The 26,906-nt window shown below is 59.3% G+C and carries 17 protein-coding genes; 10 read left to right on the top strand and 7 right to left on the bottom strand.

From position 1 onward, the window contains the following. The first annotated feature begins 296 nt into the window (after positions 1-296). Genes gpgS through gpgF form a run of 3 tightly spaced genes read left to right on the top strand, consistent with a single transcriptional unit; the run spans position 297 to position 3,170 of the window. Positions 297-1,409 carry an N-acetylglucosaminyl phosphatidylglycerol synthase gene (gpgS, locus tag AC3WMT_RS16655; RefSeq protein WP_103306445.1) on the top strand — a complete coding sequence of 371 codons (1,113 nt, stop codon included), beginning with the start codon at positions 297-299 and terminating at the stop codon, positions 1,407-1,409. Beyond that, the gene (gpgD, locus tag AC3WMT_RS16660) at positions 1,402-2,178 is read left to right on the top strand and encodes an N-acetylglucosaminyl phosphatidylglycerol deacetylase (RefSeq protein WP_103306444.1); all 777 of its coding nucleotides are present in this window, start codon (positions 1,402-1,404) and stop codon (positions 2,176-2,178) included. The genes gpgS and gpgD overlap by 8 nt, the downstream gene beginning before the upstream one ends. Then, on the top strand, positions 2,175-3,170 hold the full coding sequence (gpgF, locus tag AC3WMT_RS16665; RefSeq protein ID WP_103306443.1) for a glucosaminyl phosphatidylglycerol flippase: 996 nt from the start codon (positions 2,175-2,177) through the stop codon (positions 3,168-3,170). Before gpgD ends, gpgF begins: the two co-directional genes overlap by 4 nt. 43 nt (positions 3,171-3,213) lie before the next feature. On the opposite strand, the gene AC3WMT_RS16670 is transcribed toward gpgF, so the two are convergent. Beyond that, complete coding sequence (locus AC3WMT_RS16670; protein WP_177431453.1) at positions 3,214-3,390, bottom strand: hypothetical protein; 177 nt, start codon at positions 3,388-3,390, stop codon at positions 3,214-3,216. A gap of 86 nt (positions 3,391-3,476) precedes the next feature. Then, a complete protein-coding gene (purU, locus tag AC3WMT_RS16675; protein ID WP_007912774.1) occupies positions 3,477-4,325 on the bottom strand; it encodes a formyltetrahydrofolate deformylase in 849 nt (282 codons plus the stop codon). Between the two features lie 337 nt (positions 4,326-4,662). Between purU and mvaT the strand changes: the two genes are divergently transcribed. Beyond that, on the top strand, positions 4,663-5,040 hold the full coding sequence (gene mvaT, locus AC3WMT_RS16680; RefSeq protein ID WP_103306441.1) for a histone-like nucleoid-structuring protein MvaT: 378 nt from the start codon (positions 4,663-4,665) through the stop codon (positions 5,038-5,040). A gap of 96 nt (positions 5,041-5,136) precedes the next feature. Here mvaT and sbcB read toward each other — a convergent pair whose 3' ends face one another. Next, the gene (gene sbcB, locus AC3WMT_RS16685) at positions 5,137-6,567 is read right to left on the bottom strand and encodes an exodeoxyribonuclease I (RefSeq protein ID WP_103306440.1); all 1,431 of its coding nucleotides are present in this window, start codon (positions 6,565-6,567) and stop codon (positions 5,137-5,139) included. Positions 6,568-6,748: 181 nt separating this feature from the next. Here sbcB and AC3WMT_RS16690 point away from each other — a divergent pair, with 181 nt between their 5' ends. The 6 genes from AC3WMT_RS16690 to AC3WMT_RS16715 are packed head-to-tail and all read left to right on the top strand — an operon-like array spanning position 6,749 to position 13,527. Continuing rightward, positions 6,749-7,471 carry an RDD family protein gene (locus AC3WMT_RS16690; protein ID WP_103306439.1) on the top strand — a complete coding sequence of 241 codons (723 nt, stop codon included), beginning with the start codon at positions 6,749-6,751 and terminating at the stop codon, positions 7,469-7,471. Then, entirely contained in the window at positions 7,468-8,445 is a 978-nt protein-coding gene (locus tag AC3WMT_RS16695; RefSeq protein ID WP_103306438.1) for a stage II sporulation protein M, read from the top strand. Before AC3WMT_RS16690 ends, AC3WMT_RS16695 begins: the two co-directional genes overlap by 4 nt. After that, complete coding sequence (locus AC3WMT_RS16700) at positions 8,432-9,988, top strand: DUF4129 domain-containing protein (protein ID WP_103306437.1); 1,557 nt, start codon at positions 8,432-8,434, stop codon at positions 9,986-9,988. The genes AC3WMT_RS16695 and AC3WMT_RS16700 overlap by 14 nt, the downstream gene beginning before the upstream one ends. Beyond that, positions 9,985-11,148: a DUF4350 domain-containing protein gene (locus tag AC3WMT_RS16705; RefSeq protein ID WP_103306436.1), complete on the top strand. Its 1,164-nt coding sequence runs from the start codon at positions 9,985-9,987 to the stop codon at positions 11,146-11,148. Before AC3WMT_RS16700 ends, AC3WMT_RS16705 begins: the two co-directional genes overlap by 4 nt. Further along, positions 11,145-12,146 (top strand): AAA family ATPase, encoded by a 1,002-nt coding sequence (locus AC3WMT_RS16710; RefSeq protein ID WP_103306435.1) that lies wholly within the window; start codon positions 11,145-11,147, stop codon positions 12,144-12,146. The genes AC3WMT_RS16705 and AC3WMT_RS16710 overlap by 4 nt, the downstream gene beginning before the upstream one ends. A 49-nt stretch (positions 12,147-12,195) precedes the next feature. Then, on the top strand, positions 12,196-13,527 hold the full coding sequence (locus tag AC3WMT_RS16715) for a DUF58 domain-containing protein (protein WP_103306434.1): 1,332 nt from the start codon (positions 12,196-12,198) through the stop codon (positions 13,525-13,527). Between the two features lie 58 nt (positions 13,528-13,585). Here the strand turns inward: AC3WMT_RS16715 and AC3WMT_RS16720 are convergent, their stop codons facing one another. The 4 genes from AC3WMT_RS16720 to AC3WMT_RS16735 all read right to left on the bottom strand — a co-directional run bounded on the left by AC3WMT_RS16720 (position 13,586) and on the right by AC3WMT_RS16735 (position 26,863). Then, positions 13,586-15,298, bottom strand: coding sequence for a hypothetical protein (locus AC3WMT_RS16720; protein ID WP_103306433.1), 1,713 nt, complete (start codon positions 15,296-15,298; stop codon positions 13,586-13,588). Further along, on the bottom strand, positions 15,291-19,073 hold the full coding sequence (locus AC3WMT_RS16725; RefSeq protein WP_103306432.1) for a transthyretin-like family protein: 3,783 nt from the start codon (positions 19,071-19,073) through the stop codon (positions 15,291-15,293). Before AC3WMT_RS16725 ends, AC3WMT_RS16720 begins: the two co-directional genes overlap by 8 nt. Beyond that, positions 19,066-23,142 carry a Tc toxin subunit A-related protein gene (locus tag AC3WMT_RS16730; RefSeq protein ID WP_103306431.1) on the bottom strand — a complete coding sequence of 1,359 codons (4,077 nt, stop codon included), beginning with the start codon at positions 23,140-23,142 and terminating at the stop codon, positions 19,066-19,068. The genes AC3WMT_RS16725 and AC3WMT_RS16730 overlap by 8 nt, the downstream gene beginning before the upstream one ends. Before the next feature lie 70 nt (positions 23,143-23,212). Continuing rightward, a complete protein-coding gene (locus tag AC3WMT_RS16735) occupies positions 23,213-26,863 on the bottom strand; it encodes a Tc toxin subunit A (RefSeq protein ID WP_103306430.1) in 3,651 nt (1,216 codons plus the stop codon). Positions 26,864-26,906 lie beyond the last annotated feature (43 nt).

Here is a 26,906-nt window from a genome sequence, read left to right on the forward strand (position 1 = left end):
GTTACGGCAGGTAAGAAGATCTAAAACCGTCCACCATGTCTCCGAACATGTGTCCACCATGTCTCCGGTACATACACCCACAGGGGGCGAGGGGGAAAGGGAGCCGATCTTCAAGCCTTTCAAAACTGAGTTCGGCTCGGTATTTCAGGTCGGCGTAACTCGAAAAAACAACTCGATCAGTCCCCTCTCCCCCGGGAGAGGGTTAGGGTGAGGGGCCCACCGCGTAATCCCGACCGAACATCTATTCTGGATAAAGGTCAACCAAGGGAGAACAACGCAGCGGAGGGACGATCACCGTGCACATCGCCGACATCACCATGTTCTACGCCCCGGCCAGCGGTGGCGTACGCACTTATTTGGATGCCAAGCACCGACGGCTGGGCGTCAAGGCAGGGATCCGCCACAGCCTGCTGATCCCTGGTGCGCATTTCGGTGAACACGATGGCATTTACACGGTTCCCGCTCCCGCCCTGCCCTTCGGCAAGGGTTACCGCTTCCCCGTCCGACTGGCCCCTTGGCGCAACGTCCTGCAGGATTTGCAGCCGGATCTGATCGAAGTCGGCGACCCTTACCTCACGGCTTGGGCGGCACTGGATGCCCGGCGGCAGCTGGATGTGCCGGTGATCGGTTTTTATCACTCGGACTTGCCGCTGCTGGTCAGTAATCGTATGGGCCATTGGCTTACGCCGAACGTCGAGGCCTATGTCACCAAGCTCTACGGCAACTTCGACCGGGTACTGGCGCCCAGCCAGGTGATGGCCGACAAACTCACCGGTCTCGGCGTGCGTAATGTTTTCGTGCAGCCGCTGGGCGTTGACTTGCAAACCTTCCACCCCAACGCCCGCGATCCGGGGCTGCGCGCCGAGTTGGGCATCGGTGAAGACACACGCCTGCTGATCTTCGCCGGACGCGGCTCAAAAGAGAAAAACCTGCCGGTACTGCTCAAGTGCATGCAACGCCTTGGCCCGCGCTATCAACTGCTGCTGGTCGGCTCGGCGATGCCCACCGTGGTGCCGGACAACGTCAGCGTCATTGATGAGTTCTGCAAGGCGACGACCGTCGCCCGTTTGATGGCCAGCGCCGATGCGCTGGTACATGCCGGCGATCAGGAAACCTTCGGGCTGGTAATCCTGGAGGCCATGGCCTGCGGTATTCCCGTGGTCGCGGTGGCGGCTGGCGCGTTCACCGAAATCGTCAACGACAGCTGCGGCCTGCTCTGCACGCCGAACAATCCGCAAGCGATGGCCAATGCCGTGCGTGAGCTGTTCAGTCGCGGCAGCCGCGTCCTCGGCCAACAGGCGCGCCAGTATGTCGAGCGCCATTACGCCTGGGACGCAGTGGTCGACAGCCTGCTCGGTCACTATCACGCGGTACTCGGCGATTCGACTCCGAGGGTAGCCAATGGCTGAAGCCTGCGAGCGTCCCGCGATCCTGCTGGTCCTGCACGATGTGGCGCCATCGACGTGGGCGGACTATCGCCCCTTTGTCGAAGCCGTCGATGCGCTGGGCCATATCCCCATGACCTGGCTGGTGGTGCCGGACTTTCATGGACACGACGCCCTCGACGCCCATCCCGCGTTTTGCCGGATGCTCAGCGAGCGAGTCGCCCGTGACGATGAACTGGCTTTGCACGGCTATTTTCACAGTGATGACGGGCCGCCACCGACCTCGCCCCGGGACTGGTTCATGCGCCGGATTTACACCCATGAAGGTGAGTTTTATAAGTTGCCCCATAGCGCCGCCCTCGCGCGTCTGCGTTCCGGCATCGAAGTGTTCCAGCGCTACGACTGGCCGCTGCACGGTTTCGTCGCCCCGGCGTGGCTGATGAGCGATGGCACCCGCCAGGCGCTGCGCGAACTGCCGCTGCACTACACCAGCGATCCGCAACATCTTTATCGTTTGCCGGATTTTAGCCCGGTCGAGGCCCCGGGACTTGTCTGGAGCGCCCGCAGCGCCTGGCGTCGAGGCCTGTCGAAAATCCTCAGCGAGCAGCGTCAACAGCGCTGGCACCAGGCGCCGGTGATTCGGCTAGGCTTGCACCCGGTGGACATGCGCCACAACTTCTCCCGCGATTACTGGTTTAACACCCTGCAAAGGCTACTGAATGAAGGACGCGTACCAATGACCAAAACAAACTGGCTCGCTCAACAGCGCGGTCAACCGGGACGCGCCGCATGAGTCGCGGCATCGTCTTGCTGGTCGGCCTGCTCGCCGCCGTACTGATCCCGCTGCTGCTCGGTGGCAGCGATATCTGGGCGCGTCTGCAAAGCTTTCCGCTGCCCTGGCTACTGATCATGTTCGGCATGATTTTGCTGTGCTGGGGCATCAATACCCTGCGCTTGCGGTTACTGCTGGGCGATCAACGGGATCAAGTCACCCCGCTAAAAAGCCTCGGCGTAGTGATGGCCGCCGAGTTCGCCTACTGCGCGACACCCGGCGGCAGTGGCGGCCCGCTGACGATCATGGCGCTGCTGGCCCGAAGCGGCGTGCGCCCGGCCCGGGGCAGCGCGGTGTTTGCCATGGATCAGCTCAGTGATTTGCTGTTCTTTCTCTGCGCCCTCAGCGGGATTCTGATTTACGCGCTGTTCCAGCACCTCAGCGACCGCATGGAAGGGTTGCTGATTGTCAGCGCCGTGTCGCTGTTCGGCGGCTTGTGCAGTTGCGTATTGCTGGCGCGCTATCACCGCCAACTGATTCGCCTCAGCGGACGCTTGCTGATCCGCCTCAACGTGCGGGCCAGTACCCGCCGCCGCTGGGCGCGCAAGCTGCTGCACTTTCTCGCAGCGTTCATCGATACGCTGAAGCTGCCATGGCAGACGCTGAGCAAAGTCTTCGCCCTGACCTGCGTGCACTGGTTGCTGCGCTACAGCGTGCTGTATCTGGCGCTACGCGGATTGGGCGCGGATTTGCAGTGGGCGTGGAGCTTTCTGGTGCAGATGGTCTCGCTGGGCGCCGGGCAGTTCAGTCTGTTGCCCGGTGGCGCAGGTGCGGCGGAACTGACTTCGGCGGCACTGCTGGCGCCGATGGTCGGCAAATCCACCGCCGCAGCGGCGATTCTGATTTGGCGGGTGGTGACGTTCTACTTCTATCTGGTGGTGGGTGGGCCGGTGTTTTTGATGATGCTCGGGCGGCCGTTGCTGAGGAAATTGATGAAGGTGCGTCAAGCCTGAAAGATCGCAGCCTTCGGCAGCGCCTACATTGAACGGCGGTCTTTCAATTCGACTCGGTACTTTCGTCGGATTCCGGTTTCACCTGCTCCCACAACTCGGCAGCACCCGGAAACTCCGTGCCGTCCTCAGGGCTCATGTCTTCGGGGTCATAACGACTCAAACAGCCTTCACCCAAGGTGGCGGGTGCTTTGGATGTGGCTTTGTCGAGTGGATCGCTCATGAGCTTTTCCTCAAGTCTGAAACGGCGAAGGGCCTGAAGCGATTGAACGCCCAGGCCCTTCGATTTTCAAGCACGCGAGGGTTCGATCAGAACACCACGGTCTTGTTGCCGTGCACCAGCACACGATCTTCGAGGTGATAACGCAGGCCGCGCGCCAGCACCATCTTCTCGACGTCACGCCCGAAACGCACCATGTCTTCGATGCTGTCGCTGTGGCTGACACGGACCACGTCCTGCTCGATGATCGGGCCGGCATCCAGCTCTTCGGTCACGTAGTGGCAGGTCGCGCCGATCAGCTTCACGCCTCGCAGGGACGCCTGATGGTACGGCTTGGCGCCGACGAACGACGGCAGGAAGCTGTGGTGAATGTTGATGACTTTGTGCGCGTATTCGCGGCACATGTCCGGCGGCAGGATTTGCATGTAACGCGCCAGCACCACCACTTCGGCGTCGTGCTGTTTGACCAGGCGCGACACTTCATCGAAGGCCGGTTGCTTGTCCTGCGGATTGACCGGGACATGGTAATAAGGAATGCCGTGCCACTCGACCATGCTGCGCAGGTCGTCGTGGTTGGAAATCACGCAGGAGATCTCGCAATCCAGCTCATCGCTATGCCAGCGATGCAGCAGGTCGGCCAGGCAATGGGACTCGCGGCTGGCCATCAGCACTACGCGTTTTTTCTGCTCGGTGTCAGTGATGCGCCAGTCCATCGAGAACTCTTCGGCAATCGGCGCAAACTTCTCACGCAGAACTTCGATACCGAATGGCAGCGAGTCGGCACGAATTTCGTGACGCATGAAGAACCAGCCAACCTGATTATCCGAGTGGTGGCTCGCTTCGGTGATCCAGCCATTGTGGGCTGCCAGAAAATTACTGACTTTGGCAACGATGCCAACGCGGTCCGGGCAAGAAATCACCAGCCGAAAAGTGCGCATGAGGGGGAAACTCCAGAACTTCGCAAAGGCCGCCATTCTAGCGACTGCGCAACAAAACTGCAGTATTGATCAACGTCGGCGTGGACATCGCCCCGGCCGCAGGCTTTTTGACGGACTGAAACGTCAACGTGATGGCGGTGCAGTGGCAGTGCCTGATCAGATCACTGTGAATATCTGTGATGACTGCATCACACTATTTAACTGAACATTCAATTGGCTGCTAATTCTCGTAACTAATTTAAATAAAAAGTCCGCTTAAATGTTTACTTGATGAAACAGCCTGACTATTATTGCGGCACTGTCCCCTGCCATCCAGCACTCTACTAAGGTAGTAATCATGTCCTTGATCAACGAATATCGCGCCACCGAAGAAGCTATCAAAGAGCTGCAAGCCCGTTTGAAGAACCTGTCGCAAGACGACAAACTGCAGACCGAGCTGGAATTCGAAGGCAAACTGCGCACCCTGATGGGCGAATACTCCAAGTCCCTGCGTGACATCATCGCGCTGCTGGACCCGGAATCGAAAACCAAAGCTCCACGCGGCGGTGTAGCAAAAACTACCGGCACCAAGCGTGCTCGCAAAGTTAAACAATACAAAAACCCGCACAACGGCGAAGTCATCGAAACCAAAGGTGGCAACCACAAGACTCTGAAAGAGTGGAAAGCCAAGTGGGGCGGTGACGTGGTTGAAGGCTGGGCTACCCTGCTGGGCTAAGCCGTAACGTCTTCGCAGAGCAATCCGCGAAAAAAGAAACGCCAGCGAATGCTGGCGTTTTTTTATGCCTGGGATTTAGTCCCGGCATGTTCGATTTCAAAGATTCAAACGTTTGCGTAATGCCTGGACATAATTCTGCCATTCATTAAGCACGGTTTTCTGCATCGGTGTCGCACTAAGCGCCCATTGCTCTGCGGCCTCTGTAAAAGATTGCAAGGTATTCGGTGCGCCCCATTCAGGCGCGGATAAACGCTGCTGACAAAATATTCGCCAGCGTTCCTGCTCTTCAAAACTCAACGTATCGGCAAAGTTACGCGCTCGATATCGAAAGAGTAATTCAGGCAAACGTTCGTCATCGAAAGGCCATTGCTCTTGCGCCAATTGCGCAGGATCGGCGTTTCTCACTTGCTCACATAGACGCCGGTCGCGGTCACCGATAAATCCGTCGTACAACTGTTGCTCCGGATCCTCGCTCGGGGTGAAATCTTCGCTGGCATAAATGGCCGCAACTTTATCTTTCCAAACTTGTTGTGCGTCAGTTAGTCGCAGTGTTCGCTCCTGATAAAGCGCCATGTCCAGCCCCAGTCTCTGCTGATCCGGTGCACGCAATACCGACAATGGCGCCACCACCGGACAGCGGTTGATATGAATCAGCTTGAGCGGCACTGGCAACTCACCTTCGAGCAAGTCGTCGCGGCGGGTGTAGAGGCGCTGGCGCAGCGTTTGTGCATCCAGATCAAGCAGGCCCTGCGGATCCAGGTGCAGGTCGCAGACAATCAAGGCGTTACGGTTTTTCGGGTGCCAGGCCAATGGCAACACCACGCCGACATAACTGCGTGCCGCCGAAAAGCGCCCGGAAATATGCACCAGCGGTTGCAACAGGCGAATCTGGTCCATGACCTTTTGCTTGCTGCGCAACTGGAACAGCCAGTCATACAGCTTTGGCTGCTTCTCACGGATCAACCGCGCCAGTGCAATGGTCGCACGCACATCCGACAACGCTTCGTGAGCATGCCCGTGATCGATGTTGTTGGCGGCGGTCAGGCGTTCGAGCTTGAGCGTTACCCGCCCTTCGTCATCGGTCGGCCAGACCAGACCGTCCGGGCGCAATGCATAGGCGGCACGCACCACGTCGATCAGATCCCAGCGACTGTTACCGCCCTGCCATTCGCGGGCATACGGGTCGAAGAAGTTGCGATACAAGCTGTAACGCGTCATCTCGTCATCGAAACGCAAGGTGTTGTAACCCGCACCGCAAGTGCCGGGCGCGGCCAGTTGCGCGTGGACGCGGGTCATGAAATCGGCTTCGCTCAAGCCCTTTTCAGCGAGCTGGCCCGGCGTGATACCCGTGATGGCGCAAGCGGCCGGATGCGGCAGGATGTCTTCGCTGGGCTGGCAATAGAGATTGACCGGCTCATCGATTTCGTTGAGGTCGTGGTCGGTGCGAATCCCTGCAACCTGCAGCGGGCGGTCGCTGCGGGGATTGATGCCAGTGGTTTCGTAGTCGTACCAGAAGATGGAAGTCACGGGCGGTTCCTGAACTGAAGATCGGCGAAGTCTAGGCGTTCAACCGCAGTCGCGGCCAGCCTCGCGTCATTCAAACACCTGACGCCACATGCTGTGCAATACATAGTTATGTCGTTTTCCCCCGAGAGGCTGCTAGCATCGACCCCACTTGCACCCCGAACAGGCGAACATCAGGTAGCCCATGCTCGAGCCCACAGCGCCAAGGAAAGCACCGCTGGCCCCGCCGCTGGATACGCGGCATCAGGTCGAAACGCCGGAAGGCATCGACTTGCCGTTGCGCCCGGCCGGGCTGATGGTACGAGCCGTGGCCTTCACGATCGATCTGGGTCTGCGCGGCCTGATCATGGGTGCGCTGTTCATTGTGCTGGCGTTCCTCGGCAAGCTCGGCATGGGCCTCGGCTCGTTACTGCTGTTTGCGATCAGTTGGTGGTACATGGTGCTGTTCGAAGTCCTGCGCCAGGGACGCTCGCCGGGCAAACAATGGATGGGCCTGCGCGTGGTGCACGATGACGGCACGCCTATCGGCTGGTCGGCGTCGTTGCTGCGCAACCTGCTGCGCTTTGTCGATCTGCTGCCGTTCGGCTACTTTCTCGGCGCCATCAGTTGCCTGCAACACCCGACTTTCAAACGGCTGGGCGATATCGCCGCCGGTACGCTGGTGGTCTATAGCGAACAGCCAGTCAGCCGCCCGCAATTACCCGCCGCGGAACCCCGTCGCGCACCGATTGCCCTCACCCTCAGCGAGCAACGCGCCCTGCTCGGCTTTGCCGAACGTCAGGCCGAACTGACGCCGGCACGGGTTAACGAGCTGGCAGCGCTGCTGGCCCAGCCACTGCATATTTCCGCGCCCAAGGCCGTTGCTGAACTCAACGGTATCGCCCGCGGCCTGCTGGGGCCAACATGAAGCAAAGCCTTTTCGAAAATCGTCACAAGGCCGAATGGGAGCGTTTTGCACTGGCCCTTGAACGCCTCGAACAGGGCAAGGAAACCTCGCAAGTGGCCGGTTTCCCCAAAGCCTATCGACGCCTCTGCCAGCATCTGGCACTGGCGCAGGAGCGCGGCTACAGCAGTTTCCTCATCGATTCCCTGCAACAGCAGGTCTTGCGCGGCCATCAGCAGCTTTACCGGCATCGCAGTCGATTGGGCGCCAACCTGCTCAGCTTCATCCTCGCCGACTTCCCGCGACTGGTGCGCGCCGAATGGCCTTTTGTGCTGGTGGCGTGCCTGCTGTTTTTCGGCAGCCTGATTGGCGTCGGTGTGCTGGTGTATGTGTTTCCCGAGCTGGTCTACAACCTGATCCCCGCCGATCAGGTGCGTGAAATGCAAGGCATGTACGACCCGGTGGCCGGCCACCTCGGGCGCCCCGCCGATCGCGCCGCCAGTGAAGACTGGGTGATGTTCGGTTACTACGTGATGCACAACATCGGCATTGCCTTCCAGACCTTCGCCAGCGGTTTACTGATGGGCGTGGGCAGTGCGTTTTTCCTGTTCTATAACGGTCTGGTCATCGGTGCGGTAGCCGGGCACCTGACAGAAATCGGCTTCGGTCAGACCTTCTGGTCATTCGTGATTGCCCACGGCGCCTTCGAACTGACGGCCATTGCGCTGGCCGGCGCGGCAGGCCTGGAACTGGGCTGGGCATTGATCGCGCCGGGACGCCTGAACCGCGGCGAAGCCTTGAAACGCGCCGCGCGCAAAAGCGTACTGCTGATTTGCGGGGTCATGCTGTTCCTGTTGATCGCCGCGTTTATCGAAGCTTATTGGTCATCGAAAACCAGCGTCGCCCCACTCACCAAATACCTGGTCGGCGCCACGCTGTGGGCGTTGGTGGCGAGCTATTTGCTGTTCGCCGGGAGGTCCCGTCATGCGCCTGAGTGACGCAACGGTGGTGATCCGTCCGCGCACTGCCTGGGAAGCCATGGATCTGGGCGTGCTCATGAGCCAGCAACACCGGCGCTTGTTGATGACCAGTTGGGCGATCGTCACCCTGCCGCTGTTCGTCTTGCTCAGCCTGTTGTTCTGGGATTCGCCGTCACTGGCGTTGTTTATCTTCTGGTGGCTGAAACCGGCGTACGAACGCCTGCCGCTGTACATCCTGTCCAAAGCCTTGTTCGGTGAAACCCCGACACTCAGGCAAGCCCTGCGCGAGTGGCCACGCCTGCTAAAACCGCAACTGCTGGCCAGCCTGACCTGGCGCCGGCTGAGTCTGAGCCGCAGTTTCCTGATGCCTGTGGTGCAACTTGAAGGCCTGGATGGCAGTGCACGGCAACAGCGACTGCACGTGCTGTTGCAACGCAATGCCGGCGCCGCGCAATGGCTGACCATCATTGGCATGCACCTGGAAACGGCGTTGTGGATCGGCCTGATGGTGCTGTTCTACCTGCTGTTGCCGCAACAGATCGAAACGGACTGGGACTGGCAATCGTTGATCCTCGCGGCAGACCAGGACTGGCGTTGGCTGGAACACCTGACTAACGCGTTCTATGCGCTGGTGCTGGTGGTGTGGGAACCTATTTACGTGGCCTGTGGTTTCAGCCTCTATCTGAACCGGCGCACGCAACTGGAGGCGTGGGACATCGAACTGGTGTTCCGCCGCTTGCGCCAACGGTTGAACAGCAGCGTGCTCGGCGTGCTCGGCGTGCTGCTGGCGGTGTGTCTGCTGCTGCCCAATGTGCCTTCTGCCTGGGCCGCTGAAGCTGACAGCAGCCCGGATACGCCGCGCTTGTTGAATCAGCCGCTGACCAGCCAGGCCTCGCACGACAGTATCAAGGCTTTGCTCGAACAACCGCCGTTCAAAAACAAGGAGTCCGTCACTCGCTATCGCTTTGGCGAAGATCCGGCAACTCCGGCCAAATCCGACAAGGAGGGTGAAGAGCCGCAATGGCTGAAAACCCTGCTCGGCTGGCTCGAAGGCCGACAATTCAATACCTTAGCCACCGTCATCGAAGTGGTGCTGTGGGGCGCAGTAATTGCCGCCGTCGGCTGGTTGATCTGGCGCTATCGCGAGTTTCTGCAAGCGTTCGTCAGCCGCCGTCCGGCGCTGCCTGCGCGAGCGAAAAGACCAGTGCCGCAACAGGCCTTTGGTCTCGACCTCAACCGCGAAACCCTGCCCGAGGACATCGCCGCCCACGCCGAACAACTCTGGCAGAGTCAGCCACGCGCCGCGCTGAGCCTGCTCTATCGAGGACTGCTCAGCCATTTGCTCCACGACTTCGATCTGACGCTCAAGGACGCCGACACGGAAAACCAGGTACTGGCGCGGGTCGAACAACTTCAACGACCGGAACTGCTCGCCTTCAGCCGCACCTTGACCGCGCACTGGCAGAACATGGCCTACGGGCATCGCGTACCGGCGGCGCATCTGCAACAGGAACTGTGCGATGGCTGGCGCGCCCTGTTCGGTCACGGAGTCTCGCGTTGAATCGGCGCAGCCTGTGGTGGCTCGGCGGATTGCTCTTCGCGCTGCTGGCGGCGTTGAGCGTGTATCTGTTCATGGCCGCCAAGCCTTATCAGGAAGAAGTCGATCACGGCCCCTCACCCGCCGCGCAGGCCAATCCCTACCTGGCGGCAGAAATGTTTCTGCGTGAGCGCGGCATCCATGTCGACCATGCCGAAAGCCTCGCGGTGCTGCCGGATATCGATCCGCGCGGGCACACACTGTTGCTGTTCAAAGACCGATCGCGGATGCCCCCGCGTCAGGTCGATCAAGTGTTGAACTGGACCCGGGCCGGTGGGCGGCTGGTGTTCGTCGCCGAAGCACTGTGGGACCCGCAGACCAGACAAAGCAACGATTTGCTGCTTGATCGAGTGCAACTGCATCAGGCCCTGACCAAGGATTTGAAGGACCCGCCCGAAGGCCTGCCCCATGAGCCGTATCCCGCCCTGACCAAGCTGTATCTGGAAGACGAAGACGCCCCGGCTTACGCCAGCTTCGATACCGACTTTCATCTCGACGATCCAAAGAATCTTGCGCATGCCTGGGCCAACAGCGCCAAGGCCACGCACATGATGCAACTGCCCTACAGCCTCGGCTCGATCACCGTGGTCACCGACGCCGAACTGTGGAAAACCACGGCGATTGCCCAGTACGACAACGCCTGGCTGCTCTGGTATCTGAGCGCCGACACCGACGTCACGCTGATCTACAACACCGAGCACGATGGCCTGCTGACGCTGCTCTGGCGCTACTTCCCGCAAGCCATCGTCGCCCTGCTCGCGTTGATCGGCCTGTGGTTGTGGCAGGCCAGTGTGCGCCATGGCCCACTTCAGGCGCCCGCGCCGAGTGGTCGCCGCCAGTTGCAGGAACACCTGCGCGCCAGTGCCGATTTCATGCTGCGCCACAACGGTCAGCAATCGCTGTTGCAAGCTCTGCAACAAGACGTGTTGCGCCGCGCCCGACGCCGCCATCCCGGCTTCGATCAATTGAACGTTGCCGAGCAATGGCTGGCGTTGTCGCGCCTGACCCGGCAACCGACCCGTGCCATCAGCCAGGCCTTGAGCCCGGTGCCGAAGCGGCGGATGCCCAGTGCCGATTTCTGCCGCCAGGTCGCCCACCTGCAAACCTTGAGGAACACGCTATGACTGAACAGATCGAGCCCGGCAGCGCCAGCCACGCCGCCCAGCAGCGCCAGCGTGCCAGTCAACTGGCGCAGGCCGTGCGCAACGAATTGCACAAAGCCGTGATCGGCCAGGACGCAGTCATCGACGACGTGCTGACTGCGCTGATCGCCGGCGGCCATGTGTTGCTGGAGGGTGTTCCGGGACTGGGCAAAACCCTGCTGGTGCGCGCCTTGGCACGTTGCTTCGGCGGCGAGTTCGCACGTATTCAGTTCACCCCGGACCTGATGCCCAGCGACGTCACCGGCCACGCCGTGTACGACCTGCACACCGAGCAGTTCAAGCTGCGCAAAGGGCCGCTGTTTACCAACCTGCTGCTGGCTGACGAAATCAACCGCGCCCCGGCAAAAACCCAGGCCGCGTTGCTCGAAGCGATGCAGGAACGTCAGGTCACGCTGGAAGGCCGCGCATTGCCGATTGCGCAGCCGTTCATGGTCCTCGCCACGCAGAACCCGATCGAGCAGGAAGGCACGTATCCACTGCCGGAAGCCGAACTCGATCGCTTCATGCTCAAGGTGCGCATGGATTATCCCGATGCCGATCAGGAGCTGAACATGGTGCGCCAGGTCAGCCGTTCGACCCGCGCCGACATGCTCGACGTGCAGCCGTTGCGCACCGTGTTGCAAGCCAAGGACGTGCAGGCGTTGCAGCGTATCGCCAGTGATTTGCCGCTGGACGATCAGGTGCTCGATTACGCCGTGCGCCTGGCGCGCAGCACCCGCACCTGGCCGGGCCTGACCTTGGGCGCTGGGCCTCGGGCCTCGATTGCGCTGGTGCGCTGCGCCCGCGCTCGGGCCTTGCTGCGCGGCGGTGAATTCGTGATTCCCGATGACATCAAGGGCTGCGCGCTGGCGGTGTTGCGCCATCGTGTGCGCATTGCGCCGGAACTGGATATTGAGGGCCTGCAAGTCGATCAGGTGCTGCAGCAGTTGCTTGATCAGATTCCGGTGCCGCGCCTGTGAACGCAAAAGATCGCAGCCTTCGGCAGCGCTTGCAGGGGATCGCGTTGCCATGAAACCTTCGCGTCTGCTGCTGATCTGGCTGATCATCCTGCTCGGCATCGGCCTCGTGCTGGGCACCTTGCAGGCATTGGCAATCGATGTCCCGGAGAGCCTGCTTTCAATCAACTGGGGGTTGCTGCTGGCACTGTTGGCGCTGGCGACGCTCGATGCGTTGCGCCTCAAGCGACTGCCGACGGTGCGGATCAAACGGCAGATGCCCGGCAGCCTCGCGCTTGGCCGCTGGGGTGAGGTGCAGCTAACCGTTGAACACGACTTTAGCGCGCCACTGAACCTGCAGATTTTCGACCACGTCCCGGACGGCCTCAGCTTTGAAAACCTGCCACTGAACGTCGAATTGCAGCCCGGCCAGATCAGCCTGATCAGCTACCGCGTGCGCCCGCTCAAACGCGGCCACTTCAGCTTCGAACACTGCGAAGTGAACCTGCCGAGCCCGCTGGGGTTATGGTCAGGTAAACGCCTGCTCAACGTGATCGACAGCACCCGCGTCTACCCGGATTTCGCCCGTCTCTACGGCGGTGAACTGCTGGCGGTGGACAACTGGCTCAGCCAGCTCGGCGTGCGCCAGCGGCAACGGCGCGGGCAAGGGTTGGAGTTTCATCAGTTGCGCGAATTTCGTGAAGGCGACAGCCTGCGCCAGATCGACTGGAAAGCCACCGCCCGCCAACGCACGCCGATTGCCCGCGAGTATCAGGACGAGCGCGATCAACAGATCATTTTCCTGCTCGACTGCGGCCGACGCATGCGCAGTCAGGATGATGAGCTGTCGCACTTCGACCATGCGCTCAATGCCTGCCTGCTGCTCAGCTACGTTGCGCTACGCCAGGGCGATGCCGTTGGACTGAGTACCTTCGCCAGTGATCAACCGCGCCACCTCGCCCCGGTCAAGGGCAGCGGCCAACTGAACGTGCTGCTCAACACGGTGTATGACCTCGACAGCACCCAGCGCCCCGCCGATTACCAAGCGGCCATCAACCAGTTACTGGCCCGGCAAAAACGCCGGGCGCTGGTGGTGTTGGTGACCAATTTGCGTGATGAGGACGATGATGAACTGCTCGGTGCCGTCAAACGTCTGAGCCAGCAACACCGAGTGCTGGTGGCGAGCCTGCGCGAAACAACACTCGACACCTTGCGCCAAGTGCCGGTGCAGACCTTGCCGGAAGCGCTGGCCTATTGCGGGACAGTCAACTACCTCAATGAACGCACGGAACTGCATGAGCGAATTGTCGCCCACGGTGTTCCGGTGATGGATGTTCGGCCCGCAGAATTGGGGGCCGAACTGGTGACGCGGTATCTGGCGCTGAAGAAGGGTGGAGGTTTGTGACTGACAAAAAACGCCTCGTTCAAGGAGGCGTTATCGATAAATCAGAGCCAAACGATGGCTAGACGTAACTTCTGTCGTATCGATTCAGAATACCAACTCCGTAAATAATGTCGTCCATGGAGAGTACCTCTACTTCGCCTTTATCTGATGTGGATTGATACACGGGTGGGAGACCGGTTCTCTTAACAGTGACCTCAACAAGGGGGGCCGGCTGTTTCAAGTAGCTGGAAGTCGCACGAATTCCGTAGAAAGTCCATATAGCCCCCCACCCCATTTCAATTGTCCTGTGCCAGCGCTCAGTCGTTACCAGGTTATGCCCCAACGACATGGCTAGCGGCAAAGTGACCCCTTGATGCTCGCCGGTACTCAGCTTCAATGAAAAGTCTGAGTTTTTGGTGCTTCGTTTAAAATCCAGCTCCCAAGTCAGCCATTCCCCATCAAGTGTCTGCTCCAACTCCAGCGCGGGGGTCACCACCACGCCGAGATCCTCGGCGCTTTCACCCTCCCATTCCAAAATCACGCGCCTGCCTGATAGTGGGCTGTCCGGCTTTAGCCGCACAGATACTTTATGGACCGCACCGTGACAGGGATAGGCATCGCGTCCAAAGTTCAAGGAAAACGCGTCGAACATAAGCTCTAGCTCTTGCTGTAGATATATTTTTCTCCCCGGCAAAGAGGGTGACTTCAGCATCGTGGCAAATTCAGGCAGAGCAAACTGCAATTCAAATGAACCGCTTTGCCCCTGCTCGCTGGCAATCGTCCAACTCAAGGAGCTTGTTCCTTCAGCCATTTCACAAGCCGTACCCAATGGCGGATCAAACACCAGCCCCTGCCCTTCTGCTCCAGGTGCGTATTCGAGTGCAAGAAAACCAGCCGGATTACCAATCAGCCAATTGTCTTTAAAGTCGAGCGCCAGCTTGATGGTCTCTCCCGCCATTAAGTCGAGCTTGAGGTCAGTCCACTCGACTTGCTTTCCGTTCACGAGCAGTGAGAACCCTTCCAGCCAGCTGTCAATCAATCTTCCTGGCAATGACGGAGACTTTGGTACATCAGCTAACTTTGGCAACGCAAACTGCAATGCAAACGGACCGCTTTGCGCCTGCTCGCTGGTGATCGTCCAACTCAAGGAAGTTGTTCCTTCTGCCATTTCACACGCCACCCCCAATGGCGGATCAAACACCAGCCCCTGCCCCTCTGCACCCGACATGTAATCAACCGCTAGAAAACCGGCTGGATCACCAATCAGAGAGCTGCCTTCATAGCTCAGCGCCAACGTGCAAGTCTCTCCCTGCATCAAGTCCAGCTTCACCTCGGACCAACTGACTCGCTGCCCGTTAACCCAGGGAACGAAGCCTTCCGACCAATTTTCAATTACTCGCCCCGGCACAGGCGGCGATTCCGATACTTGAGGGTCCCGTGGAAGGGTAAATACCAGTTCAAAGGCTCCGCCAGGGCCTTCTACGGCAGAAATAGTCCAGCTCAAGGAAAGGCTTCCCTCAGCCATCTCACACTCCACCCCCAACGGTGGATCAGAAACCAGCCTCTGCCCCTCTTCGCCCGGTTTGTAATCCAGAACCAGAAACCCTTCCGGCTCGCCGATGTAGTAGCTGTATTCATACTCCAGCGCCAGAGTGCACTTTTCTCCCTTCATCAACACCACGCTCAGGTCATCCCAGCGCACTGGCTTGCCATTTATGAGGGGTCTGAATTCCTTCTTCCAGGTCAGAGAATCAGGCGTGGACGAATCATCTATTTCAATTGACTTATTCATTTACTGGCACCAATTCAAATTCAAGAAATTGAACATCCCACCCCGCATACCCGCCGCGCACGGCTGCTTGCAGCCAGGTACGTCTGATACCGGCCAATCGGAACCTCACCCCGGCGTTACCGTTCTCGTCGGTGTAGGTCGAATCAAGTATTCGGTCCGGGTATTCCCATTCCACCTCGACACCCTGCAATGGCTCACCCGTCAGGGCCGACACCACGTTAACGGTCGCTGAGACCCACGCGCCTTCTGGTCCACTTGGCTGCGGGCTGGTCAGTGAATCGATTTTCCGAGGTTCATTGAGGAAAAACGGCAACGACACCGAGGCCGAATGCAGCTCTCCCCCCACCGACGCCGTCAGTTCAAGCGGCCCGGGTGTCGTCGGCACAAAAGCAATCTTCGCTACCCCATAAAAATTGCTGGTCGATTGCTTCACGCCAAGATCCGGGCTGCGCCAGGTCACGGTCACCCCGACCATCGGTCGGCCGCTGATCGCCGAGATCACAGTGATCTGCTCCGACACCTCTGTGCCCCAGAGCAACGTCTGATGGGCTCGCTGGCGTTCGGCGATCTTTAAGGCCTGTTCACCCTGGCCCAGCGACATCGCATTCACCGGGGACAAACTGGCCAGCCGGGCGGACGAGAAGCGCAACCCAAAGCTTGCGTCCTTCAAATCGCCGGTCTTGAAGGAATAGGTCTGTCCGGCTTGAGGAAATAATCTGGGCTCCCCAAGCCTCGGCTCTTCAAAGCGAATGCCCAGTTCCGCGGGACCGGTCCCGGTCATGCCCAATGTCAGTTCCTTGTCAAACAGAACACTGCCAGCCGGCGCAGTCACATCCAGCCAGTGCTGCGTATTGCGCCGCGGGAAGAAGGTCTGTGTGCCCAAGGGCTGGGGCGACTGCCTGTCGAAGCTGACCAGCACCCCCTCCCACGGATCACTTGCCAGTGCTTTAACCATCATCGGCCGAGTATCCGGGTAATCGTCATAGCGACTGATGACAGTCGCTGTGACCCGCTGCTCACCCGCGGTTTTCGGCGCAAAGTCGAAACCGCTCCAGCCATCGACAGTGGTCTGGATATCGCGTGGGCCGGTGTCGCCGGTCCAGGTCACCGGCGCCTGATCCACGGGACGTTGGGTGTAATGCGAATACACCTGAACCCACATCCAGGCAGGCACCTGGCCAATGACCGGATCGACCGCCGCTCCCCGCCATGTCTCGATCCTGACCCGGTTATGGGCCAGCGTCATCGGCTTGGCGATCGCCTCGAATTTAAGCTGCGGTAACGCCAGGCTCAGGGCAAACTCGCCAGGCGCCGTACTGGCGGTAAAGTCCAGCGTCCAATTCGCGCCACCGTCGCTCAGCACCTGTGGGCGATCCAGCGTGGGCTCAACCGTCGCCCCCAATGAGTCGGCCGGAGCGCCCGACCATTTCAGTGATGCGTCCAGCCCCACCAGCGGGCTCAATGCATTGGGTAAAACCTTGAAACGGTGAACAGCCCCCAGGCACGGATACAGGTTTCGGGCATCCAGCGACGCGCGAATCTGATCGAGCATCAGCGCCACTTCTTCCGTCAAATCCTCGGACAGCAGGCGTCCCGACAGTTCTCGCACGCTGGCCAGGCCGGCCAGACGCAGCTCCAATTCAAACAAGCCGCTAATGCCGTCGTCTTTGTTCGAGACGAGTTTCCACTCCACCCCTCCCGCCAGCAGAGCTTTCGGCGTTGTCAGGTCTTCGGGCGTTAATCCAATGGCCGGATCGTTTCCGCGCCAATGCAGGCTGATGTTGCGTCCGATCCAGGCACTGCCAGCCTTCGGCACGACTGTTAGCGTATGGGTCTGCCCACGTCGACAGAGCATCCCCAGCGGACTCTCCACCTTTACTGCGTCCAAGCGGATTTCGACTTCATCTTTCCATGGGCTCGTGGCAACGGGTTTGACCGTAAAATCCTGTTGCACAGCTGTATCGTCCGGGTGCGCCTTGAGATAGGCCGTGACGGTCTTGTCCCCTGTGCTTTTGGGCGTATACAGCAAACTGGTCCAACCGCCCGCACCCGTCACGTCATACACAGCGTCGCCGTCGGGGGTCACCCATTCGACCAGCGCATTGCTGACGGGATCACCATCGCCTGCGGTCAGATAATGGACCGCCTGCACCCGCAGCAGCACGCTTTCCTCTTCATCGACTATCGGAAATTTGTTGGCCTCACGGACCTCACCCACCCGGAGCCGATTGCGCGCCAGCGACATGGGTTTGCCCGGTGATGGCAGCAACAGTTTCGAGCACTGCAGGGTCAGTTCGAAACGACCGTCGAGCCGATCCTCGCTGGTCAGCGTCCAGAGCACATCGCCCCCGTCGAATGGCAGCGGGTCCTCGAGCGGCGGATTGACCGTGACCCCCAGCTGCTCATGCCCGACACCGCTCCAGTGCAGCGAAAACTCCGTTCCCCGCAAGGGACTATCGGCCGGCAAGCGCACGATGACGGGATGGTTGCTGCCCCGATTGGGGTAGCCAGTCGCCTCCCATGCTGTTTCTTGCGTTCCGACAACGGCCCGCAGAGCCTTCCACGGATCGGTCGCCAACACCTTCACGGCAAAATCGCACGTCACTTTGCCTGAAGCGTAATAAGGGCTGTCGACCGAAGCCGTGATGACAACATCACCCGCCGTCTTCGGCTCGAAATCAAAGAAAACCCAGCCTTGCTCATCAGTGACACCCGCGCCAATCACACCTTGCCCGGCACTCGTCCAGTTCACCGTCCGGCCATCCAGCGCCTGTCTGGTGTAATGGGAAACGACCTGCACACCCAGCCGCACACTCTGCGCATATTCAAGAACGGGGTAAAAGGTCGCTTTCTGCTCGTCGCCAAACGCCAGACGGTGATGCCCCAACGACACGTCAATCGGATAAGGCTCAGCGTCATACTGGTTGAACAGGATGATCGAGAACTCGTAGGTCTTGTCTTCCGCCATCCACGGGCAGTCGAGCGACCATGGCAATGTCAGCGCCTGATCGACGCCCCAATCCGGCGCGGCCTTGACCGCTTCCATCGGATTGCCGGGACTGGTCAAGGCCATCTTTGTGCCCTGCCAGGCATTGCCATCGCCCGGTTCAAACGACAGATAGTGCTGCATGTCGAGCGGGTCATCCATCCCGTTGCCCAGGGTTGCGCCCAGACACAGGTACAACGTGCGATCCGGCGCCAGGTCTTGCTCATCCAGGCGCATAGTCTGGAGTTTCAGTGGCTCCAGTTTCAGTTGCAGGTCGATCCGGGTGATAAGCACGGACGAGCGCCTGTCTGATGGATTATTCGGTACCCCGCGAACTTCGAAAGTCAGTGTGTCGTCAATATCGAAGCCCAGTTGATCCAATGACTCCCGATAGCGGATCGGTTTGAACTCCAGCGGCTGCCCTGCCGCCAGGCGAGCTTGATCTTGCTCAAGGCTGCGTGAATCGCCGGCCTTGAGTTCAATGCTCATCAACACTTCGCTACCGCCAAGAATGCACAACCAGCCTGAATCGCCCGACCACTCAACTCCAGGGCGCAGCTCGCAGAGAAACGTCAATTCGTAACTGGCGCTCGCGTCGGCTTTTTTAGGGGCGATTACATCCTGTTTAGCCGAGGCGCCGACGCCGACATTCATAAAAGGGATTAAAAAATTCTCATACAACTCCTTCTGTATTCCCACTTTCCCTTTGTCAATCCAGTGGTTAAGCAGATCGTTGAAATCACCATTGCGCAGCAGGCTTTCTTTCGCCTGGATGACCGGCTCACTCATGACTGCCCACTCCTTCGACCTGCTGGTTCAGCCTGGCGTTTTCAGCCTGGGTGACCAGGTCTTCAACCTTTTGCACAAACGGCGGTTCGCCAGCCTTGGCGGTATAGCGGATGCGCAGGATGCAGTCGGTCATCGATTCAAGCAGCGCGGTTTGCTGCGGCTTTTTGAACCACGGGAAAGACAATTTCCAACTGGAGATCGCGCCGGTGTTTTCGAACGGGTTAAGCAGGCCTTCATCGGGTTTCATGGCCGTCAGGCCGTTGTCGGCCAGCCCGATCGACAATGCAATCTGCTGAGCGGCGCGCAGGTTGATCACCACATCCGAAGGCGCCCCGAGCCCGGGATTGTGCAGGTACTCGACCGATTGTGTGGTGGGCCGGGTCGCCGTCATGCTGCTGATCTGGAGCAAGGTCGCCCGTACATTCTCGAACGGCCCGGTCAAAACCGGCAGATCGACCTCCACCGAACTGATCTGCCGGCAGAAATGCCCCGGATGATCACGATCAAACAGTAGTTGGGTCAGTTTGAATTCCAGCGTGCCGGTCTTTTGCAACTGATCCAGTGCATCGGCCCAACTATCGATCCCGACCTGACCTTCAACCTTGTCGTCGAACAACTGCCGCAGAGAGATGGTTTTCACCAGTTCCAGCCGGCGTTCGTGGCGTTGCAGGTATTCACGTTCCAGCCGTAGCAGATGCCCACGTAATTGATCACCGGCGGTCAGGCCATGACGGTGGTCGAGCCAGACCTGCGGCAACGCGATCTGCGCATCGTAATCACCGGTTTCGGCGGCCAGCGAAGCCTGGGCACTGAGGCACAGGCTGATCACCGCATCGTAGGCCTGATAGTGCAATGCCTTGAGCTGGCCGAGCATCCAGCCGAACAACTCGGCATTGCTCGCACGTTTTTTCAGGTAGTTGTAAACCGCCAGCGCCTGAGTATTGGCCCTGAGGGTTTGCGCCAGATTGGACCGGGCAGCGGTGACCGCGTGATTCTGCGCAGCGATCTGCGCATCCATGGCCCGCACCTCAGCCAGCGCCTGATCACGTTGCAACGCCCAGTCACTGCGGCGACGACGGTAACCTTCCGTGGTGCTCTGTCGGTCGGCATCGATTTGCTGCAGTGACGAGGCGATTTCCAGACCGAATATCACCGCGTCCGCCAGTTTCTCGAGCCGATGCCCGCCGTTGGAAAAGCCCAAAATATTCGGCAACGAGGCCAGCACCGCACCCGCCGGTTTGATCGACCTGGCCACCAGGGAGAACACCTTGGACTGATGCAGGCTGTCCATGACCTGATATTCAATCGTCGAAACGTTTTCGTCATAGCGTTTTGCGTAAGCATCGGCGCGTTCCTGCGCCACCGAACGGCTTTGCCGCAACGCCGTCACACTCGCTTCCAACTGAGCGATGGACTGCTCCTGCACCGTCTCGGCGTAGCTGCCCAGTTCCACCATATGGTTTTGCTGCAACTCTTCCTGCTCGGCACGATCGCGCCGTTCAAGCAGGCTCAGCACCTGAGTGCCGTTATCCTGCAACGCTTGCACCGCGCGCAACGCGACCTCGAACATCACTCGCCAGCGGAAAGCATTGATCACCAGCCGCCCGCCCATCGGCCTCGGCCCGGCCACGCCACCGGAAGCCAGGTCACGCAGCAATTGATTGGGGTCCGTAGGCGGGCTGAACAGCGGAATGTCCAGCGGTTTGCCGTCGAGGGTGAGATTGTTGCGCAGGTTATGCAGGCGTTGATCCGGCGCTGCAAACAAGTCGAGCAACGACTGATTGATCGGAATTTCAAACGGCCCGCACGCCAGCAGCCCCAGCATTGGCGCGGCGTCGGAGGCGACCGGGAAATCCGCCAGGCTGAACTTCAGGTTCTTCTCAAACTGTTCGAGCTTCGGTCGGGTGCTGCTTTTTTCCAGAAGGTCTTGAACCTTCTCGGGTTGCCAGCGTGTACCGGTGTTGGCCGTAGGTGCCTTGCCCATCAAAAACCCGGCCTGGACGTAGCACAGCTTGGCGGCCACCAGGCTGTCACGGGTCAGCTGTCGGTAATACCAGTCGCCCCACGCCATCAGGTTTTTCACGTAGTCGGTGAACACCAGGATCTGGAAGTGCGCGGGCGCCGCGTAACCGATGGCATCCGGGTCCGTGGGGTTTTGCGTTTCACAACCAGGGTCGCCCGGTTCCTTGACGATATTCAGGGGCCGGCAGCGCCAGTACTTCGGCTTGGGATTGGGCAGAGGCGGGGTGGGTGGATCAGCAGGTGCCTGCGGATCGAACAGGTAATGCAGCCAGTTCTGTGCCTCCGGGAAGCGCTCTTCGTCGCGCAGGCGTGTGGCCATCAAATGTGGCAGGTGGAAAAAGATCTCCCAGAAGAACAGACCGTTGGCACCGTTGAAGGCACCACTGGGCTCATTGATCACTTGGCCGGTCGGCGGCGGCTCCGGGATGAACTGAGTGTCCCAGTCCAGCACACTCGCCACGGAATAGTTGGAGCGCTGCACCAGCTCGGGGCCAAACAACGAATTGAGCCGGGTGTATTTCAACGCCAGTCCAGTCTGGTTGAAAGACAGAAACTGTGCGGCATCAACGGTGTTTTTCACCAGGCTGGGCGGGACGAAATCCGTAAGGTTGACAATCGTCAGGTCAAACAGACTTCTTTGCGTCTCCGGTGAAGTTATTACGGGGCCCAGTGAGAATATAGTCGGATTGGGCCATGAGCCTTTATCTCGCTCGCCTACCCAAGGTCCGATGTTCCAGTCACCCGCGAGAGACAGGTTTTTGGCCTCAACCACGTTTTCATCGTCAAAAGCCAATCCCAGACGTATGTCTGCGGTACCGCGATGTCCCGTGGGCCAGCAATAACCTTTGACCGTCAGCTTATCCTTGTCCCCTACCCGCAACGCCGTGACGTCCAGTTCCAGATACGGCGCTATTACCCCCTCTGCTGGATGGGGAACAACCGTCACCTCAGGGAGCAATGGATGTTGAACCGTTTCATTGCTGACAAACCGGTCGAGTGCTGCATCCAGCCAGAACCCGGAATCGCGCTGTACGGGGCGCATCAGCACGTCGTAGACCGCATGTACCCTCAATGGGTCTCCAGCCGTAGCCTTGCCCGACACCAGAATGCCCAGCTTGCCCTTGGGGTGAAGAGTGTCGACTTGCACGCTCGCGATCAACCGGGTGCCCGGCGGAAGCTCATGCTCAAGGTCCTTGATAGACACCGTCAGCGGTGCCAGCCACTGGCCGTTTTGCATCATGAGCGCCAGCTTGACGGTCAGTTTGTTGGGGATGTACTCACCCGTCTCCTGGCCGGCAACCTTGTCTTGCCATTCAGTCCAGACCAGACACAAGCGGCCATTCCAGACCACCGGGCGGATGTTCGGCACCTTGTCAGCGATGGGAACTTCAATGGCTTGCCATTCGCTCCACGCAGCCGGATTGACCGCCACACTGTCAGGGCCGAGTTCAATATCCGCCGAGCGCCAGAAGTACTGAAAAGGCTGCACCCGTTGACGCCCGACAAAATAGTATTTGGCGTTGGCAGGCGTCGTGCCGTCCATGTAGCAACTGATCACCTCAAGGTCGCAGGTCTGCTCGAAGGCTTGCAGATACTCTTGCAGCGCGGTCTGCACGGAATCGTTGTTCAGACGCGCCTGATTGAGGTTGTTTTCCAGGTTCTTGAACAGGCTGGTCTTGCGTTGACGCACAAAAGGGTTGATGAAGTTTTCCGGGTAGCACGAAATCAGCTGCACCGCGGCCCAATCGGGGTAGTTGCTGTAGAGCGCCCACGCGGCAAGATCGTCCGGGTCGAACTCGTGCGAATCAAGGCCCGGCTCAAGCTTGCGATACGCCGCATGAATGAATTGCTGCGTACAGCTGATCGCTTCGGCCACCCGGGAACTCTGCACCTGATAGCTGTCCAGCGGATCCATGCGCAGCAGTTCGAACAGATCGGCCGGTGTTTTCAGAAAAGTGTATTTCTCACTGCCTGCTTTGCCGATGCAGTATTCCAGCAGCGCCGAACGACGCTTTTCCAGCAGCCCGCCAATATTATTCAATGCCATGATCCTGCTCCTTGGGGTAGGCCCCGGGGACACGCGGTCGGCAAGAGATACCGTTGACCGCGATATCTGCTCATTCGAAGGTGATGGGCTTGACGAAGACGGTTTCACTTTCGCCAGACTGGGTTCTGACGCTGAAAACAAAGGTGCCCCCCGTTTCGCTCGACACAAAGACCCGGGTCAGCCCCTGCTTGTCGGTGAACCCCTGCCTTGGCCGGATAGTCGCGCTTGTGAATATCCCGGGTTCGTAGGACTCGAATTCCCACTCCACGAGCGAGTTTTTCCCAAGGTTGCCGTAGGCGTCCTCAAGCAGCGCATAGAGCTCGACTTCCTGGCCTTTTGGCACAATCCCCAACGGCGTTGGCGACAATTCTGCCGGTGGAAAATTCAGGGTACTGGACTCGGCGACGATATCGATGGACGGCGCGTACTCAGGCTCAAACAGATCCAGCCAGTACACGGGCGTGTCCGTGCCCATGATCGCTCCCGGAGTGAAGGTGGCCAGCAGCGTACCGTTCACCTCGGTAGCGCCCGTTTCGATGTTGCCCAAGGCCGCTTGCCAGTAAACGTTGACGCCGCTCAACGGCTTCCCCTCGGCATCGATGAGCGTCACCTTAAAGGTGACTTTTTCTCCACGCTTTCTGGCCACCACCGTGGAAGAACCCTCTACGGTGCACGTGGTCTTGACCAGCGCTTTGAGGTCACCCGGCACGTGCACCATGGGTGCGCGTGAACGTTGCTCACCCAGCAGGACGAGTTCGGCGGCATCGGCATAGGCTCTTTTGTCGCCGCTCTCGGGCAAACTGCCGACCAGAAAAATCGTCAACGCGTCCATGCCGGTTTCAGCCGATAGCACACGAACGCGCATCAACAGATCGAGTTGACTGAGGTTCTTCAATATCTTGAGGTCGGTGGTGTCGATGCGGCTGACGCACTCGCGCACTTCCTGCACACTCCAGCCAAAAAAATCGGCCAGTTTGATGGCGGCGGCCTGTTGCGCCAGCCTCCGCGCATCGCCCGTGACAGTGGGCAATGCATTGACCTGACGCAGATAATCCAACAGCTTTTGCGCCGGTTGCTCGCTTAAGTCGAATGCCCGGGTCAACGTTGTCAGGTAATACAGTGTGCGCACCGACAACTCATGTTTGTCGGCCTGATCAAACCAGGCCAAGTGACCATACTCCAGATAGTCCAGCAACAGCGTGGCGCTCAAGTCCAGCGTCACTACGACCTCGCTGCGCCGTCGTACTTCAGCCAGCAGATCAAGCAGCGGGCTGGCGTTGCGGCTGGCTGGTCGGCGCGATGCCTCGGCGCTCACGTCGTAATGCTCAAGCACTTCTTGCAACAGATAATGGACCGTGGCATCGGCCCAACTCAGAACGGGTATGGCCAGTTCCACAGCGATACCGGCATAAACGGCCAGCGTCTCTTTGACCAGCGACGCCTGAGCGTCCCGCACCTGCAAAACCACACCTGACATGGTTTCGATGATGGACTGGCGCAATGGCACATCGATCGCCCCCAAGCCGGCTTCGACGGCCCAAGTGACTTTTTCACGAACAACAGCCGAGTAATGCTCCGCTGTCCCGTCAAAGGGTAAAAGCAGGCCATCGGCATCGACAATCGGACCCAGACCGTCCGCGCCGGTCGCCAGGAAATCCAGCCAGTCAGCGGCGCCGGCCGGCGGCACACCCGCCATCAGAAAAGTGCTGTTGGATAACAGCGCGGTCGGCAACAAGTTGCGAATCTGTTCAAAAAACTGCAGATCCTGCTCGGACGGCTCCAGTGCCGGTTGCGCTGCGACCACGTGTTGCAACGTCCACAAAATCGACGGATTGTTTTGCGTCGACCACTGTTCACCGCTGCGCATGGCTTCGATCAGTTCCAGCACATCCGGAGCGCTGCCCGGCACGGTGTGGATAAGTGGAATGCCTGCCAGGCCGTTGACCCATGCATCCCCGCCGAGTACCGACAGCATCAGCACACCTTCAACCGGTGTGATGCTCAGCAACCGCGGCAGTCTGACCAAACGGTAAAAGCTTGAGATGATCGCCGGACTGCGCCTCAGCGTGTCGGTCAATCCATGAGCCTTGGCCACCGTGGTTGCCAGATAAAAATACGTCTGCAGGTCGATCGCCAGACCGCTGCACAGTTGGCTGATCGTCAAATCGACCTGGCCCGGCGCCGGTAACAGGGGAAACGGACCATTGTCGAGCACCAGCGGTTGAAGATAACCGTTCTGACCGTTGAAGATCTGGTCGAACTGCGAGAGCGCTTCGCCGCGACCGTACAGTGACAGTTCACCGATAAACACGGCAAAGTCAGCGGCGGTGCAGCCATAGCGCTCGTTCAGGGTCTGAAACAGCCCGAAGGCGTGAACTACGCCGTCCGAGATAATCATCTCGCTCCCATCGGGAGGTGCATTGCCACGCTCTACAGCCCTGATGGCCGCCACCAGCAACGCATCGACCTGGTCGTAAGGCAATCCCGTCCAGTTGGCCAGACGCACCATCCGGTTCATCCGGTCGTAGTGATTGAAACCGGAGACTGTGTCGGGGTTTGCCGTCAGTCGATGGCGGTCCTGGCCATCGTCGTAAATACCCAACGCCGGTACGGTGTTGTTGTTGATGTAGACCGAGCCCGAACGCTCGCTTTCACGCGCATCTGGCTCCTCCGGAATGTTGCCGGGGTAGGTTTGTACATTGGGCGAGCGCACCGGAGCAAAATCGCGAATCGACAACAAGGCTTCGATTTGTGTGCTGCCCAACTTTGTGCGTTCGCCGAAAAAAGCGACCTGATTCAGATTGCCGTATTTATTGTTGGCATCATCCGTGCCGAAGTTACGGGCGTAAAAACCTTCGCGACCTTCTTCATAATCCACCCGTTCCTCAGTCAGCAATTGCCGCTGATAAGGGCCGAGCCTTGAAGCCTTGGCGAAGCCGCGACCGGTATTGGCGCCACGGGCATTGGCTTGCAGAAAATAGGGGTATGCCAGGTCAACTTTGTGCTCGAAGTCCCCGACCGAAAGACCGTGCAACTGCACAACGCCGTCAATCGTGACCCAGTGCTGGTAATACGGCAGGCCATTGGGGTAGCGGGCTTCGATCAAGCCATCCTCGATCGACGTCTCTTGCAGGTTCCTGGTGATGAACGCCTCCAGCACCGCAATGATGATGTCCACCGACGATATCGACTGATACACCGCGTTGAAGTCGACCTGCAGGGGCAGCAGATCCATACGGCGCTCATGCAGTTCGTATTTTTTCTCGCGCCCTGGAATAGACTCGATGCGGTCGCGAATCCAGCGCAACAATTCGATCAGGTAGGCCACCGGCGACAAGATCGACTCCAGCGCATCCACCGGGCACAACGCGGCAAAATCAGTGCCGATCAGATTGTGATAATCGGGACCTTCAACCATCGACAACAAGCCGCTCGAAGGGCGTGCTGCGACCGTTTTGTCGCCCGTCAGGGTCTGCTCGATAAACTGGCGACGCACATACGTGGCCATGCTGTTGGCCCTGCGCAAAAACCGCTTTGCGTCATCCGGGCGCAATTCAAGCTCCCTGACCAGGCCCTGAACGCCCTTCTCCACCAGAGGAAAAATCGACCCCTCCTGCTCAAGGTAGGACTGCAGGTTTTTCAGCCCGGTGTCTTGTACGTGTTGGCCCTCACCAAACAACTGAGCGAACAGTTGCAGGGCGGGACGACGCGAATCAGCCATGATCAGGTTCCTTGAGTCGACAACTGGCCCGAACAGCCTGGCG

Source organism: Pseudomonas sp. FW305-7, from assembly GCF_058786735.1.